Origin of the sequence: uncultured Lamprocystis sp. (genome assembly GCF_903933125.1) — a bacterium.
Taxonomy (GTDB): domain Bacteria; phylum Pseudomonadota; class Gammaproteobacteria; order Chromatiales; family Chromatiaceae; genus Thiodictyon.
This window is the reverse complement of the sequence record NZ_CAIZIZ010000139.1, coordinates 17,490-32,805: the sequence shown is the minus strand read 5'-3', so window position 1 is coordinate 32,805 and position 15,316 is coordinate 17,490. Positions and strand designations below refer to the sequence as shown.

Genomic DNA, 15,316 nt, shown 5'->3' with positions numbered 1-15,316 from the left:
AAATCAGCATAAGGTGTCACAGGGGCACCCCCTCGCGCCGAATGGCTGCGATTAAACCCGGATTCGGAAACGTCCCAGGCACGTCCCAATCGTCTTGCCACAGGGGCAGCGGCTGGATATGGATCCCTGTTTCCAAGAGGATGTCATACGCAAGATCGTCCAAAGCCAGCTTGGCGGCTATGAAGGCCTCGCGCGGTCCATCGAGCAGCAGCGCGATATCAAGATCGCTATCCGGGCGCGCGTTTCCCCGCGCCCGGCTGCCGAACAGCCAGGCCTGGCGGAAGGGATAACGGCTCGCGACCGTATCGAGAAAACGCCTTGCCGCATCAAGCGTCAGCGGGTCAGGTATCATGGGGTAACCATTGAACATCAAGCAGCCATTTCACAAGGCAGGCGCACCGAGAGACGGCGTTCGCGCTGCGCTGCAAACATCAGCACGGCCCGCAGATGCTCGGGTTTGAGGCTAGGGAAATCCGCCGGCAGGTCCGCCTCGGTCATACCGCCTGCCAGGTATTCCAGGATGTCGTAGACCGTGATGCGGGTACCGCGAATGCAGGGTTTGCCGCCGCGGATATCGGGGTCGATGCTGATCCATTCAGTCAAGTCGATCATCAATAATCCTCGTTCGCAAAGAGATCGCCCTGTCGGGGCTTGACGGCCTGGGTGGCCGCCCATGCGTTATAGATCACGGCAGCGCGGGTCGCGGCATTGCGGCTGGGTTGGTCCGGGCCCTGTTTGATCAGCCACTCCAGCAGCGGCTTGAGGGCCACATGCGGCTTGAAATTGGCGTTTTTCAGCGTATCGGAGGCGTTGATGCCGCTGCCGTCGAAACAGGCCCCGACCAATACCAGCGCCTGATCCAGGTCGGCGGTGAGTTTACGCTTGTGCTTGCCTGACCAGTCACGGGCGAAGTCGAGCGGGTTGGTTCGGGTGAAGACCTTGTTCTTCTCGCTGCACCAGCCACGCTGAACGAACTCGTCCGGGGTGGTGATGGAGCCTTTGAGGAATTTCTGAAGTTGGTCGCGCTTGATCTCGAGGGCCGAGCCGAAGGTGCGTAGGAACTGCCGGGTGATGGGTTCGGCATTGACCGGCGGTTGTTCCTTGCCTTTGTCGGCGTCCTCGTCGATGAGCTGATTGATGCCGACCAGCGCATCCCTGACCGAGATCGGTCGTCCCTCATCGACATAGACCTTGCCGTAGTGGCGCGAGAAGTATTCCAGCGCTTTGCCGCGCCGGATCACCTGGAGGTCCGCGGCGGGCAGGCCCTCCTTGGCATGGTTTTCGAGCATACCTTGGAGTTGACGCACGTCGGCCATCACCTCACGGCGCATTCGGCCCCAACTGACGGCCTTGGGCTCTTCGGTGCGTTTGCGGCAGACGTGGATGATGTCGTACTCGATTTGCTGAGAACCGAAGGTTCCCGGTTTACTACCTTCTCCCTTAGTCTCGTCCGAACGGATCGGATAGGTCGCTTCAAGATAGAAACCTGCTTCGAACAAAGATTCCAACACAGCAACCCAGGGCTCATCTTCACTATGATGAAAAGTGAAAGCGAGGATGCCGAAAGGCTTAAGAATGCGATGACCCTCGCGCCAGCACTGTGTCAGCAGGCGCTGATAGAAGCCGTCCGGGTTCTCGGGTTCGCGGGCACGATTAGCGACCGCTTCCAGAGATTTTGGCGTGTGCTCGGCGCTAAACACATTCGGATAATGATTTGTCAGGACAAGACGCAGCCAGACGTGGAAAAAATCCGACAATTCGGAATAGTGAAGCAGGCCGCCGAAAGGCGGGTCGGTAATGACTAGATCGAGACTGGAGTCGCTCAAATGAACAAGATCAGTTGATGAACCGCAAGTTAGTTCGGCAGTGCCGACCAAATCACTGGGATAGACCTTCTCGCTCTTACCGGAAATGCCGCTTGCAATTTTTGGATACTGGCGTTTGAGAGTTTCCGCGGTTACAGCCTCCCATGGATGACTCTTCCATTCGCAGCCCTCGATAATACCCTCCGTGCAGGATGCCCAGTTACCACGACCTAGGAGAGAAAAAACACAGTTTTCAATGACTGTTGATTTAGGATGGAAATTATTGTTGGCAAACTGCGGCTCCAGCTTATCCGCCTGAGTGTTCCATAATGTGAAAAGGCTTTGATTTCGCAGATACTGCTGAAACGCTCCAAGCACAAATTCCCGAGTCGCCCAGCTATAATCTCCGATTGTAACAGTTGCCCTCAGCAATTGTGAGTGAACTAGCAATTGGCGAGAATTGAAAAGCGTCCACCAGTGAGTGAATCCGTGATTAGGTATTCCGCCGTTATTCATGTGGGTCATAAAGCCGAAAGGAATCTCGCTCCTCGGCCAATAGTTCGCAAGATCCGTGTCCTTTCTTTTGTCCCACTCAGATACTGCCGCATCGTATTGACGCGCGACCCGTTCATCAAATGGAGAGAAAAACCGCCCACTATAGGATGCGCCTTCGGCATTTCGTTTCGGCGCATAACCTTGAATTGCATAGCCAGCCATCGGTCCAGTCTTGCCGCTCGCCTTGACGCTGGTGAGCACGCCCTGAGTCGCGCCACAAGCAGAGCAAGCAAAGTGTGACTTTTTGGGTACAGTCCCACCCGCTTTGTCCGTGCTGAAGGTCATACTTGTTGCGGGGCACGTCACCACGTCCGGCAGATCACCACGGACCTCTAGCAGTCGAATCTTGGATGCCCGCTCTTGATTCCACCGAGCAGTGGCAACTGAATCATCCTGAGCCGATCCACCGAACAACCTTCCATCGACATCCTGCTTCGGGCTACCCGCCAGCCATTGCGGATGCACCAGCAGGCTAAGGTTCACCTTCTTGTTCACACCCTTACCGAGATTGACGAGCTCGGTATGTTGGCAGTACGGGCACATGACGCCCTTTTTCCTGTCCAATACGGAGAAAGCCAGCTCTGACGGGGCCACGTAGAACGGAATATCGGGTCCCATCCGCGCAGACTCTTCTTCAACGTGGAAATGCCCACCGCACATACTGCAGCTTCGTTCCCAGTGTTTGACGCTAAGCGTCTTCACCGCCATCACCGGACTGCTCATAATCGGTGTGCGGTGCCCACATCCCGTCACCTGGCAGGGTCCGTGCTTTGCCCAGAAGGTGTAAATGATCTCCGGTCCTTCGTAGCTGTACTCGCGCCGCTGTTCCGGAGTCAGCAACAGCGGGTCGAAGTCCTCGCTCTCGATCCGTCCGGTCGGCACGTGAGTCCACTTGCCCTTCTCGCCATTGGGTCCGTCGCAGGCGTAGAAGGGCATGATCTGCGGCTTGACCTCGGCCTCGATGTCGGCGAGCAACCGCTTGACCTCATCCAGGTCGACATTGGCCAACTCCTGTTTGACGATGAACCAGGCGACGGGATTCAGGTCGTTGCCGATCATCTGCATCCCGAGCCGTGAGCCCTCCACCAGCGTGGTCCCGCCGCCCATAAAGATGTCCGCGACTTTCAGGTGGCTGAAAGCTCCCTTCTTCTGGTGATTGGCGTAATAGTTGTCCCACACCAGCTTGGCCGCGTGCGAGGGGTCATCCGGGGCCTTGGTGGCCGCCGCAATCAGCATCGAGCGGAAGACGCTGGAGCGCCGCCGTGCCCACCATTTCGACATCTGATAGATGGGCTTGCCGGCGTTGCCTTCGATGATCGCTACCTGATTCACGGGCAGGATCGGAAAGTCCACCTCCAGACAGGTCTTCGGACGATTGGGGTCGTTGAAATCGACGGTTTCCAGCGCAACGACTTTGCCGGCACCGACGGCCCGGGCGACTTGTTGTGCGAGGATCTCTTTCTTGGTAGCCATCAGGCGAGCCCCAAGGTGTTTTTCAATGCCTGATCGACTAACGGCATGTCCGGGCAACGCCCGATGGCCTTGTCGATCTCCCGTTCCAGAACAGTCGCCAGGTTGTCGGTGACAACTACGGAATCCGAGAGCAGCCCCATCGTCCGACCAGCCGGAGCATTCTGCTTGAACATCACACGGGTTGCGCCGGTACGGGTCATGTTCGAGGTAATCAAGGCGACGATCGTTTGCGGCAGGCCAGTGTTCAATCGGTTGTCCTGTACGATCAGCGCGGGACGTTTCTTGTAGGTTTTCAAATCCGAATTCGGGAACCTGACCAGAATGACGTCACCGCGTTTATAGTTCATTGTAAGCGTCCATCCCGACGTCATTCCAATCGTCGGCAAAGGAGCGCAGTCGCAGGCGGGTGTCCAGTACCTCCGCCTCGCTCCAACTCAGCGACCGAATGCTATTGGGGACGATTGGATCGCCGAGTAGCTGTGCCCATGCCTGGTCCTCGTCGGGTGTGTCCCCGTCCAGATCGCGGACAGTGTTCAATGCCGGTATGGTCTCCAAGGCTGAGTCCTTTGCGGAGAGTGCATATCCCAAATCGACCAGTCGGGCAATGACGATGTCCAGGGGTTGCTGCAAGCGATCCTGCAGTTGGCGCAACCGTTCGTGGTGCGGCCGATCGAGATCGATTTCGAGTTGCATGTTTAATGGCCTCCCATCAGGCTGTTTGATTTCACCGGGGCAACGGCGATGTTCGGACTCTCGGGATTGACGATGAGCCGCTGGCGGGCAGGATCGATGAGCACATCCAGGTCCTCCATCGGCACCGATCCCAAGAGCGCCTCGTCCCCCAGCACCAGGGCGCCGGTAAAGCAGCGGCGGTTACTGAACTGGACCTGCAGCGGGCCGACATAGGGCACGAGGTGACGGTTGCCGTCCGCCAGCGTCACTTCGCGCCGCTCCAATTCCTCCAATTGGAGTTGCAGTGCCACATGCTGGGGAATGCACATCAACAGGGCGCCGCTGTCGGCCATCGCGCGGACGGTCATCTGGTCCCCGGTGCGGGGATTCTTCAGGTTCAGGTCTGCATGTACAAGGCCCATGTGTTTTCTCCCCAGGATTGCATTAGCGTCAGGGCTGTTGGTGGATGCTCTACGCTTATCCACCCTACTGTCATGGCATCGCCGTAGGGTGGATAAGGCGCGCCGCCGGGAGCTTGGGACCAGCCACGGCGCTCGCGCGCGCCGCATCCACCAGGCAGCGCGGGACGGTTCGCCAAGTTTGGAATTGCCGGCAGCCATCGCTTTAGCCGCCGTCCTTTGATAATTCAACGTAGGGTGACAGAACCTCCAGCAGCGACAGGCCCCCGTGCGTCAGGGTCGGGTAACCGCCTTGGCTCTTCCATTTCCTTCGGCCAAGGGCCAGGAGATGGGGGCCGTGGGGGCTGTCGATCTGGAGCGCTACGGGCGGCACGAAGGGACCGGGGTCCGCGCTACCGGCCAGGCTGCGTCCACTGGCGAAGGTCGCTTTAAGGAATTGGCCGACCTCGCCATCCGCATCGGGAAAGTAGCCGGTTGCGGCGTAACCGTGGTCTGAGGTGATGACCAATCGTCGTCCCTGGGCCAGCCGCTCGACGAAAAACCAGAAATCGTCGCTGGTGAGTTGCAGGGCGGCGTCGCGGGTCAGGGTGTCGAGTCCCTGGCCGGCACCGGACCCGTCGTGCATCTTGCTGTCGGGCCAATGATGCCAGAAGACCCAGTTCGGTTGACTGTTGATCAAGGCCGCGCAGTCCCTCCAAGGCAGGTCGGCGCTTTCGGTGTGGGCGGGCGCAAGCCGGTGAGTGCTGCCGCCGCCGTTGCTCTGAAGTTGGCTGCGACTGCTGAATTCGAGCGCCTGGGCAAATGCGGTGGTCTCGCCGGGCAGTTCCGAGGCCGTGGCCGCCACCTCGAACAGGGTGAAGCCTCGCGCCAGCGCACCCTGGAGCAGCCATGGGAGTTCGCGCAGCGAAAGCCCATCAAGGATCAGTACGGCCTTGGCACTCCCACCGCCAACAGCGGGTTCGGCCCACCAACGCACGAGTCGATCAGCGGTGCGCTCGACCCCGCTGCGGCTGGGGTCGCCAAAAACTTGCCAAAGGTCCCATCCGCTGGAGGAGAGAAAGTGATCCAGCGCGCCGATCTCGCGGTCGCGTTTGGTCACCTCAGTGGCCGCTTTGCCCTCGGTCAGCGGCCGGGAGGCGATCTCGACCGCCTGGTCGATGATGATGCGCCAGGCGTCTTTGGCCGGGTCTTTGGCGAGGTTGAGCAACAGGTCCGCGTCGAGGGCCATCAGGTGTCCTCCTTCTCCAGGCTTAGCTCAAAGGTCATGCCGTCCGGCAGCTTCTTGAGCAGTTCCTTGAGTTGAGCACCGGTGGCAGCGGACAGCTTGATCGACACCGCCGCGACGGGCGTCGCCGGGCCGATGCCCCAGTTTTCCAGTTTACCGATGAGGTTCAGGGGCGAGGTGGGCGGGTTGCTCAGCGTGACCCACGGTTTCGGGCCGCCAGGCGCGCCTCCGCCAAAGATACCGGCACCGCCTGGCGTGGTTTGACCATCCGTTTGATGTTCTGTGTCATCGGGCTTTGGTGTCGGTGTGGTACCGCCATCAGGCGGGTCACCGCCGGTATCCCCTGTCGGTTGCGGCCCAGGCGGGGTAATGCCTCCGGTGCTCGAAACGGCCGCGGGCTCCATGAGGAACACTTCGTGGAGTTGACGGCCCGTCACCGAGAGCTTGGGGCGCAAGCGCCTCCAGGCCGTGTCTTCGTCTTCGCCCGGATGCGTTTGCAGGTGTTCGAGGCCGCGGAGATTGATCGCGATCTTGCCTTGCGCGCAAAGCCGCAGGATGCGTTCCTTCATGAGGGTCTCGCCCAGCCAGGGGATGCAATCCTTGCCGCCCGGGCGGGGCTCCTGCAACTCGCCCAGCAACTTGCCTACACTGGAGTTGGCCGCGGCGGTCTCCAACACGAGGTCCGCAAAGTCTTCCGGTACGAAGAGGTCGTTGACCAGTCCTTCTTCGATGGCCTCGGGGATCTGCGCCCCTTGCTTCTTGAGGGCCTCAATGCTGAACCGGCACTGGCTCGGGTTCACGTAATCCCAGCGCTGGAGCACGGCAAAGCGATCGAACCGCTTTTTGAGGTGGTCGCGCAATTCCCCCTGGTACTTGGTGTGGAGCCTGCGGTAGTCGGGACTCTGGCCGCTCCACTCCTGGGCCTTCAGATCCATCCGCGCGAGGATCAACAGTTCGCGATCAAGAAACGCATTGCCCGAACCGGCACGCGGGAGCAGGAAGCGGATGGTATTGCGGCGCTGCTGTAGCTGGTCTTTGAGCCAGTTACCGAGACGCTGATCGAGGTTGTCGGGTTCTTCCGGCAGCACCAGGATGGGCAGGCGGTTGTCCCAGTGCTCCGGACGCTCGGTCTCGTCCAGTGCCGTCCAGGGGTCGGTTTGCCAGGTCTTGGGCAGGGCAATCACCCGAAAGGTCTTGGCGACTTCCTCGGTACCGCCGATGACATAGCGGGTCTCGCGGGCGAGCTGCGCCAGATCGGAGCCGTCGGCGAACAGCTTGTCGTTGCGCGCGCAGGCCATCAGCTTGGCTTGCGGGTTCTCCTCTTCGCGAAAGACGAGCTTGGGTCCGTCCGGGTGGATGTTGAAGCTGTTCTCGATGATGGTCGCCAATTCGACCTGGAAGGCGTTGTCGTCGATTGGCGTGTCATGCGTGATGTCGGTCTGCAGGGTGGCCGGCTCGGCGCCGGCCAGGTTGCCGACCGCGATCGACCTTAGCCAGAGCGCCCCCAGGATTGCCTGCAAATGCGGGGCGACCTTGGCATGGTCGCGGATGGCGTCGGTGACCGAGAGGATGTTCTGTTGGGCCTTGGCCCGCAGCCGGCGGTGATGCTCGTTCGACACGGAGTCCAGCAGCGCACCGATGCCGGAGGCGTCGTCGTCGAGGCGAAAATCCGCGGCCGTCAGGACCGGTGATGCCTGGCCGCGACTCTTGTAGAGGTTGGCCAGGATGCGAATCATGTCGCGCGTCTCCTGTGCGTCGGTCGCGATCAGGACCTGGTCTTCGAGCAGGCGCAGCAGGTGAGGGGCAAAGGGCCAGGCGGCCAGAAACTCGCGATGCTTGCGGTCATGCTCCGCCGGCGGCACCTCCATCAAACGAAGATATTCGCAGACGTGCGGTGCCACCAGGCCCTCGATTTCGGCCTTGCCGATCTGCAGGCGATTCTCGAAGAGCCGGTGCAGCAACATCCGCCGGCGGTCCTGCTGGACCCGCTCGGGATTGCCGCCGGCCATGAAGTCGATGGGGACCGGGTTGACGCGGTGCACCTGCTGATAGGCGTCGCTGCTCCCGTTGCGGACCGAGATGACGAGGACGAGGAGGTCGGGTCGTTCCTTGGCGATCTCCGACAGAATCTGGATGAAATTGAAGGCCCAACTCTTTCCGGGGCTGTTCCTGCTGTCGATCAGGGTATCAAACCAGGTCTGGAACTCGTCCAGCAGCAGCATCGTGGGCCGGTTTTCGAGCAGTTCGACGATCAGCCGATCGGATGGGATGTCGGTCTTGGCAGCGCCCATGCCCTCCCACTTGCCCTTGATATAGGTGCCGTGGGGGTGACGGTCGAACAGGATGTCCCAGAGAAACTTGTGGCGGTGACGATGCAGGGTCTCGCCGATGACCAGCATCTTGTTGCGCAGGGCGATCTGGCCGATCTCCGGCTTGTTGAGGGTGTTCGCCCAGGATTGCAGCCAGGTGCTGGTCGAGGCGGTGTCGTTGACGGCGTGATAGAGGGCGGCCAGCAAGTGCGACTTACCCAGACCGCGCTCGCCGATGACCACCACCGGACGGCCTTGGTTCGGCCCGACCGCTTCGATCCCTTTCAGCAGGTCATGGGTTGGATAGGTGATATCCAGAAAAGCCTTTGCCGCGACCTGGGTCGCGCCGGTGTTGGCGTCGTTGGACAACTCGATGGCCGTGCCTTTCAGGCGTTTGCCGCGGAATTCCTCTCTTAAGCTCAATCCAAGCATGCGTCGCGCGCTCCATTATTTGACCGACCAAGGCGGATAGTCGCCTTCGACCCGCTGTTTCACCTCGGTGACTGAAGCCTACCATTTTTCGAAAAGCGCGTTTGGCCGCTACTGAAATGCCGGCGGCCGACCGCATTTCCTGAATCGTAATCAAGGGGCCATGCGCCGAAAGAGACAGCAGTCGCCAAGTCCTCTCGACCACTGTCGCAACTGTCGGTGTGCGAGGCTGCGTAGTCAGGGCTTCCAGCCCTGACTGTTCCAGCCCCGACGCCGCCAGGCCAGGATGGCCTGACTACGCACTTTCACGGTAAAGCCTTAAACGCCGGATAAATATCGCTGGCCGGAACGATGTGAAGGCCGAGCCGGCGGCGGTCGATCCGCCGCCGGTTGACAGGCTCAGAGCAACAACCGCCGGATATCCGCCAGGAGATGGCAGAGCAGGGTGGTGAAACGCGCCCCTTCGGCGCCGTCGATGACCCGGTGGTCATAGGAGAGCGACAGCGGCAGCATCAGCCGGGGCCGGAACTCGCTGCCGTTCCACACCGGTTTCATGTCTGCCCGCGATACCCCCAGGATGGCGACCTCCGGGGCGTTGACGATGGGGGTGAAGTGGGTGCCGCCGATGCCCCCCAGGCTGGAGATGGTGAAACAGCCGCCCTGCATCTCGGTCGGCAGCAGTTTGCCGTCGCGCGCTTTCTTACCCAGGTCACCGAGTTCCCGTGCCAGCTCGAAGACGCTCTTCTTGTCCACGTCGCGCACGACCGGGACCACCAGACCGTTGGGGGTGTCCACGGCGACGCCGATGTGGGTGTACTGCTTGAGGATCAGCGATTCGCCGTCCGTGCTGAGCGATGATTTGACCTTGGGCATCTGATTGAGCGCCACGGCCGCGACCTTGAGCAGCAGCGGCAGGATGCTGAGCCGGACGCCGGCCTGTTCGGCGGCGTCCTTCTGCGCTTTGCGGAAGTCCTCCAGGTCGGTGATGTCCGCGTCCTCGAATTGCGTGACATGGGGGATGGAGAGCCAGCAGCGGTGCAGGTGCCGGCCGCTGAGTTTCTTGATGCGCTGGAGTTCCTGAACCTCGACCGGACCGAACTTGGCGAAGTCCACCTCCGCGGCGGCTGTCAGGCCGAAGGGCAGGGCGCCGGGTGCAGCAGCGGCCGCCTGGGGCGATGCCACCACGGCCAGGGCACCCTTGACATAGCCCTGCACGTCCTCGCGCAAGATCCGGGCCTTGGGTCCGGAGCCGGTGACCAGGCGCAGATCGACGCCAAGCTCGCGGGCGAAGCGCCGTATCCCAGGGCTGGCGTGGGGCTTTGATCCGGTCAGGGCCAGGTCTTCCGGGCGCGCGGGCACCGGCGCCGGGCGGGGTTCGGGCTCGCCGGGGGCACGGGCGGCGGGCGCCGCCGGGGTCGGTTGCGGTGCCGGTGTCTCAGCGTGTGCCGTGTCCGCGGCCTCGCCCCGCAACGTGAGGATCAGATCGCCCTGAGTCAGCTTGTCCCCGACCTTGACCGCGACACTCTCCACCAAGCCGGCGTTGGGGGAGGGCACCTCCATCGTCGCCTTGTCGGTTTCCAGGGTCACGAGGGATTGATCCACCGCGATCTGGTCGCCGGGTTTCACCAGAACTTCGATCACTGGCACATCGGTAAAGTCGCCGATGTCCGGCAGCACGACCGAGAGCGTTTCAGCGGGACCGGTACGCGCCGGGGCCGCTGCGGGGGCAGCCGCTGCCGCGGTGACCGGGGCCGCCGCGGCCGGAGCCGGTTTCGCGGCCGGGGCCGAAGCCGTCGACTCGCCCTCCGTCTCCAGCGTCAGCAGCGGGCGGCCCGAGCTGACTTTGTCCCCGAGCTTGACCAGCAATTCTTTGACCACACCGGCGCGCGGTGCGGGAACCTCCATGGTCGCCTTGTCGCTCTCCAGTGAGAGCATGGGTTGTTCGACGCTGATCCGGTCGCCGGGGGCAACCAGGATCTCGATGATCTCGACGCCCGCGAAGTCCCCGACGTCGGGCAGCAGGATTGTTTCGACAGTTGCCACGCGATGTTCTCCAAAACCTGTGTTGCCGGGCGCTTCAGACCGTCGCCGGGTTGGGTTTGTCCGGGTCGATGCGGTATTTCGCGATTGCCTGCGCGACCGTGGCCGCGGGGATCTCGCCCTCGTCCGCCAGGGCCTTGAGTGCGGCCACGGCCACGTAATAGCGATTCACCTCGAAGAACTTGCGCAACTGACTGCGCAAGTCGCTGCGCCCGTAACCGTCGGTTCCGAGCACGGCATAGCGGCGCGGGCAGTAGGGGCGGATCTGGTCGGCGTAAGCGCGCATGTAATCCGTGGCGGCGATGATCGGGCCGCTGGTCGCGGCCAGTTGCGATTCCACAAAGGTGACGCGCCGCTCCTGATCCGGGTGGAGCATGTTCCAGCGTTCCGCGTCGATGCCTTCGCGCCGCAGTTCGTTGAAACTGGTGACGCTCCAGACATCGGCACCCACGTCGAAATCCTGGGCCAGCAACTCGGCGGCGGCCTCCACTTCGCGCAAAATGGTGCCGGCGCCCAGCAACTGCACCCGATGGGCGCGCGCCTCACCCGCCTGAATGCGATACATCCCTTTGAGTATGCCGTCCGCGACACCTTCCGGCATGGCCGGCTGGGGATAATTCTCGTTCATCGCGGTGATGTAGTAGAAGCACCGCTCCTGGTTCTGGAACATCCGGCGCAGGCCGTCCTGGACGATGACCGCGAGCTCGTAGGCGTAGGTCGGGTCGTAGGACACGCAGTTGGGAATGGTCGCGGCCATCAGGTGGCTGTGGCCGTCCTGATGCTGGAGCCCTTCGCCGGCCAGGGTGGTCCGTCCGGCGGTGGCGCCGATCAGGAAGCCGCGCGCCTGCATGTCGCCGGCCGCCCAGGCCAGGTCGCCGATGCGCTGGAAGCCGAACATGGAGTAATAGATGTAGAAGGGGATCATCGCCTGGCCATGATTGGCGTAAGCCGTGGCCGCCGCGATCCAGGACGACATGGCGCCGGCCTCGTTGATGCCCTCCTCGAGGATTTGGCCCTTCTTGTCCTCGCGGTAGGACATCACCTGATCCGCGTCCACCGGCTCATAGAGTTGGCCCAGGGAGGAGTAGATGCCGAGCTGGCGGAACATGCCTTCCATCCCGAAGGTGCGCGCCTCGTCCGGCACGATCGGGACCACGAAGCGCCCGATCTCCGGGTCGCGCACCAGCAGGTTCAGGATGCGCACCAGGGCCATGGTGGTGGACATCTCCTTCTCGCCGGTGCCTTCCAGCAGCGCTTTGAAGACTTCCAACCGCGGGACCGCAAGCGCCGCGGCATCGTCGTAACGGGCGGGCAGGAAGCCGCCGAGACGCTCGCGCACGTCAAGCAGGTATTTCTGCTCGGCGCTGTCCGGCGCCGGCTTGTAGAAGGGCGCGGCGGCGATCTGATCCTCGGAAATCGGGATATTGAAGCGGTCGCGGAAGGCTTTGAGCGACTCCTCCCCCATCTTTTTCTGCGAGTGGGTGATGTTCATCCCCTCGCCGGCCACGCCCATGCCGTAGCCCTTGACCGTCTTGGCCAGAATCACCGTGGGCTTGCCGTTGCTCTGCATGGCGGCGGCGTAGGCGGCATAGACCTTCGCCGGATCGTGGCCGCCGCGGTTCAGGCGCCAGATGTCCTCGTCGGTCATGTTGGCGACCATGTCGAGCAGTTCCGGATAGGCGCCGAAAAAGTGCTCACGCACATACTTGCCGTCCCTGGCCTTGTAGGTCTGGTAGTCGCCGTCGACACACTCCTCCATGCGTTTCAGGAGCAGCCCGTCCTTGTCGCGGGCGATCAGTTTGTCCCAGTAACTGCCCCAGATGACCTTGATGACGTTCCAGCCGGTGCCGCGGAAGTCGCGCTCCAGTTCCTGGATGATCTTGCCGTTGCCGCGCACCGGACCATCCAGGCGCTGCAGGTTGCAGTTGACCACGAACACCAGATTGTCCAACCCCTCGCGGGCGGCCAGCGCAATGGCCCCCAACGACTCGGGCTCGTCCATCTCGCCGTCGCCGAGGAAGGCCCAGACCTTGCGCTTGCTGGTGTCGACGATCCCGCGGTCATGCAGGTAGCGCATGAAGCGCGCCTGGTAGATCGCCATGATCGGACCGAGCCCCATCGATACCGTGGGGAACTGCCAGAAATCGGGCATCAGCCAGGGGTGGGGGTAGGAGGACAGCCCGCCGCCGTCGACTTCCTGGCGGAAATTGTGGAGTTGGTCCTCGCTGATCCGGCCCTCCAGAAAGGCCCGGGCATAGATGCCGGGGGCCGAGTGACCTTGGACGAAGACCAGATCGCCGCCGTGCTCGGGGGTGCGGGCATGGAAAAAGTGGTTGTAGCCGACATCGAACAGCGTGGCGCCGGACGCGAAGGACGCGATATGGCCCCCCAGCTCGGTGGACAGCCGGTTGGCCTGGACCACCATCGCCATGGCGTTCCAGCGCACGAAAGAGCGGATGCGCCGCTCCATCGCCCGATCACCGGGGAACGGCTGCTGCTGGGGTACCGGAATCGTGTTGAGATACGCGGTGTTGGCGCTGTAGGGAAGGTCGGCTCCGGAGCGTCGGGCCTGGTCGATGAGCCGCTCCAGCAGGAAGTGGGCGCGCTCGGCGCCTTCCTGGTCAAGCACGGCCTCGAGTGCATCGAGCCACTCCTGGGTTTCTTGGGGATCGATATCGGGGGTGTTGTTCATAGGGATTCCCGGAAAGTGGTCGCAACGAAAGGGGCGCGGGACACTGGCAGTATATCAGCGGGGGGAGTAGTGCAATGGTCAGAATATACCCGCTTAATATGTGGACGTGCTGCCGCTCCACGGGGAAACGCCGCCGTGCGGACCGGCCGGGACCTGCACGCGATGTCAGGCGGACCGGGTCGCTAGTCTGGATTGGACGGGCGGGTCAGCGCCGCCAGATAGTTACTGGCGTGACCGGTGATCTGCACATAGCCGCGTCCGCGGAAGCGCAGGCCATCGCCGGCCTGGGTGTTGCCGAGGTCACTGCGACCCTCGTAGCCACGCTGCGCCGCGGTCGGTCCCCACAGCTCCCGCATCCATTTGCCGCATCCCGCCTCGTGCTCCGCGGTGGCCAGCACATAGGCGATCTGGGCGTACATGCTCACGCCGCTGGAGATGCACTCGGCAAAAATCACCGGAATGGACTCCATGGCAAAACGCCGGAAGGCGGGTTGGGCCGCGTCCACCAGCAGGTCCAGATCGACCCCGGTGGTCTTCAGGTCCGGGGAGGGCGTGGCGACGATGGTTCCCGGCGCCGGTACCGGCTCGCGCTCCTTCAGGTCCGGTTCCCACGGCAACAGGCACGGATCCCACTTGCCCGCTGGCCAATACCGAGCGCGGACTCCACCTCGAAGTGACCGAGCACCGTCATGATCCGCTGCGGGTTTGCACTGGGCATATAGGTATCCCCTTCATCGATTCCGCCGGGGACAGCCGTGAACACCAGAAGTCTGGAAATACCCTTGTCGGTCAGGTCGATCTTGGCGACCTTCAGCGCCCGATGGCGGTCGCCGTCGATGGTCTCCTCAATGAAAAAATCTGCCCCCCGGTATGATCGTGGCAAGTTGATGTAACAAGCTGCTGTTCCGCCGCGACGGGCCATGCCCAAGCCATGGCGAGCAGTGCGCAGACGACCGACTGTCGATGCAGACCGGGCATGGTGTAGTCCTCTTGTCGTCGTTGTCGTGTGGTGACACCCGGTGCTCTGGAGGAGGCGGCGCGCTGAGGGTCGCGGCCGCTCCCGGCCGCGAACCAGGTACGCCCGCTCAGAGCTGCTTGCAGGCGGCCAGCTTGACCTCGGACTGCGTGGTTCCGGCACGGCTGCCCTGGGCTTCCATCTTCTTCAGCACATCCATGCCGTCGACCACCTTGCCGAAGACGACATGCTTGCCGTCCAGCCAGGAGGTGTCGGCCACGGTGATGAAAAATTGCGACCCGTTGGTGTTCGGACCGGCGTTGGCCATGGACAGGGTGCCGGGGCCGAAGTGTTTGAGCTTGAAGTTCTCGTCTTCGAACTTCTCACCGTAGATTGACTCGCCGCCGGTGCCGTTGCCGCGGGTGAAGTCGCCGCCCTGGATCATGAAGCCTGGAATGATGCGGTGGAAGGTGCTGCCCGCATAGGCCAGCGGTTTGCCGCTTTTGCCCATACCCTTCTCGCCGGTGCACAGGGCGCGGAAATTCTCCGCGGTTTTCGGCACCACGTCGGCGAACAGCTCGATGGTGATGGTGCCGGCCGGCTCGCCGCCGATGGTCACGTCCAGTGCGACCTTCGGGTTGGCGGCCATGGCGGTCGGGGCGCCGACGGACAGGATGGCGGCGACGAGCAGGTTGGGTGTCAGGTTCATGAGGGCTCCGCGGTGCGTGTTGCGTGTGGATAC

Annotated in this window: 13 protein-coding genes; all 13 read right to left on the bottom strand. The window is 62.5% G+C overall.

Annotated elements, in window-relative coordinates; translation table 11 throughout:
* Positions 1-16 precede the first annotated feature (16 nt).
* The 13 genes from QZY03_RS06690 to QZY03_RS06630 all read right to left on the bottom strand — a co-directional run bounded on the left by QZY03_RS06690 (position 17) and on the right by QZY03_RS06630 (position 15,283).
* On the bottom strand, positions 17-352 hold the full coding sequence (locus tag QZY03_RS06690) for a nucleotidyltransferase family protein (RefSeq protein WP_295579351.1): 336 nt from the start codon (positions 350-352) through the stop codon (positions 17-19).
* A gap of 17 nt (positions 353-369) precedes the next feature.
* Positions 370-609, bottom strand: a complete 240-nt coding sequence (locus tag QZY03_RS06685; RefSeq protein ID WP_295579369.1) for a DUF433 domain-containing protein — start codon at positions 607-609, stop codon at positions 370-372.
* A 2-nt stretch (positions 610-611) separates the two neighbouring features.
* Entirely contained in the window at positions 612-3,833 is a 3,222-nt protein-coding gene (locus QZY03_RS06680) for a hypothetical protein (protein WP_295579349.1), read from the bottom strand.
* The gene (locus tag QZY03_RS06675) at positions 3,833-4,180 is read right to left on the bottom strand and encodes a type II toxin-antitoxin system PemK/MazF family toxin (protein WP_295579347.1); all 348 of its coding nucleotides are present in this window, start codon (positions 4,178-4,180) and stop codon (positions 3,833-3,835) included. The genes QZY03_RS06680 and QZY03_RS06675 overlap by 1 nt, the downstream gene beginning before the upstream one ends.
* Positions 4,170-4,526 (bottom strand): hypothetical protein, encoded by a 357-nt coding sequence (locus tag QZY03_RS06670; protein ID WP_295579345.1) that lies wholly within the window; start codon positions 4,524-4,526, stop codon positions 4,170-4,172. Before QZY03_RS06670 ends, QZY03_RS06675 begins: the two co-directional genes overlap by 11 nt.
* Before the next feature lie 2 nt (positions 4,527-4,528).
* A complete protein-coding gene (locus tag QZY03_RS06665) occupies positions 4,529-4,927 on the bottom strand; it encodes a clan AA aspartic protease (RefSeq protein WP_295579343.1) in 399 nt (132 codons plus the stop codon).
* A 202-nt stretch (positions 4,928-5,129) separates the two neighbouring features.
* Positions 5,130-6,152, bottom strand: a complete 1,023-nt coding sequence (locus QZY03_RS06660) for a hypothetical protein (RefSeq protein WP_295579341.1) — start codon at positions 6,150-6,152, stop codon at positions 5,130-5,132.
* Positions 6,152-8,890: a DUF499 domain-containing protein gene (locus QZY03_RS06655; RefSeq protein WP_295579339.1), complete on the bottom strand. Its 2,739-nt coding sequence runs from the start codon at positions 8,888-8,890 to the stop codon at positions 6,152-6,154. The genes QZY03_RS06660 and QZY03_RS06655 overlap by 1 nt, the downstream gene beginning before the upstream one ends.
* Before the next feature lie 396 nt (positions 8,891-9,286).
* Positions 9,287-10,930: a dihydrolipoyllysine-residue acetyltransferase gene (aceF, locus tag QZY03_RS06650; RefSeq protein WP_295579336.1), complete on the bottom strand. Its 1,644-nt coding sequence runs from the start codon at positions 10,928-10,930 to the stop codon at positions 9,287-9,289.
* Positions 10,931-10,964: 34 nt separating this feature from the next.
* Positions 10,965-13,619, bottom strand: coding sequence for a pyruvate dehydrogenase (acetyl-transferring), homodimeric type (aceE, locus tag QZY03_RS06645; protein WP_295579334.1), 2,655 nt, complete (start codon positions 13,617-13,619; stop codon positions 10,965-10,967).
* 182 nt (positions 13,620-13,801) lie between these two features.
* The gene (locus tag QZY03_RS06640; RefSeq protein ID WP_295579331.1) at positions 13,802-14,236 is read right to left on the bottom strand and encodes a hypothetical protein; all 435 of its coding nucleotides are present in this window, start codon (positions 14,234-14,236) and stop codon (positions 13,802-13,804) included.
* Positions 14,215-14,541, bottom strand: coding sequence for a hypothetical protein (locus tag QZY03_RS06635; protein ID WP_295579329.1), 327 nt, complete (start codon positions 14,539-14,541; stop codon positions 14,215-14,217). The genes QZY03_RS06640 and QZY03_RS06635 overlap by 22 nt, the downstream gene beginning before the upstream one ends.
* A 163-nt stretch (positions 14,542-14,704) precedes the next feature.
* Positions 14,705-15,283, bottom strand: coding sequence for a peptidylprolyl isomerase (locus QZY03_RS06630; RefSeq protein ID WP_363168903.1), 579 nt, complete (start codon positions 15,281-15,283; stop codon positions 14,705-14,707).
* Between the last annotated feature and the right edge of the window lie 33 nt (positions 15,284-15,316).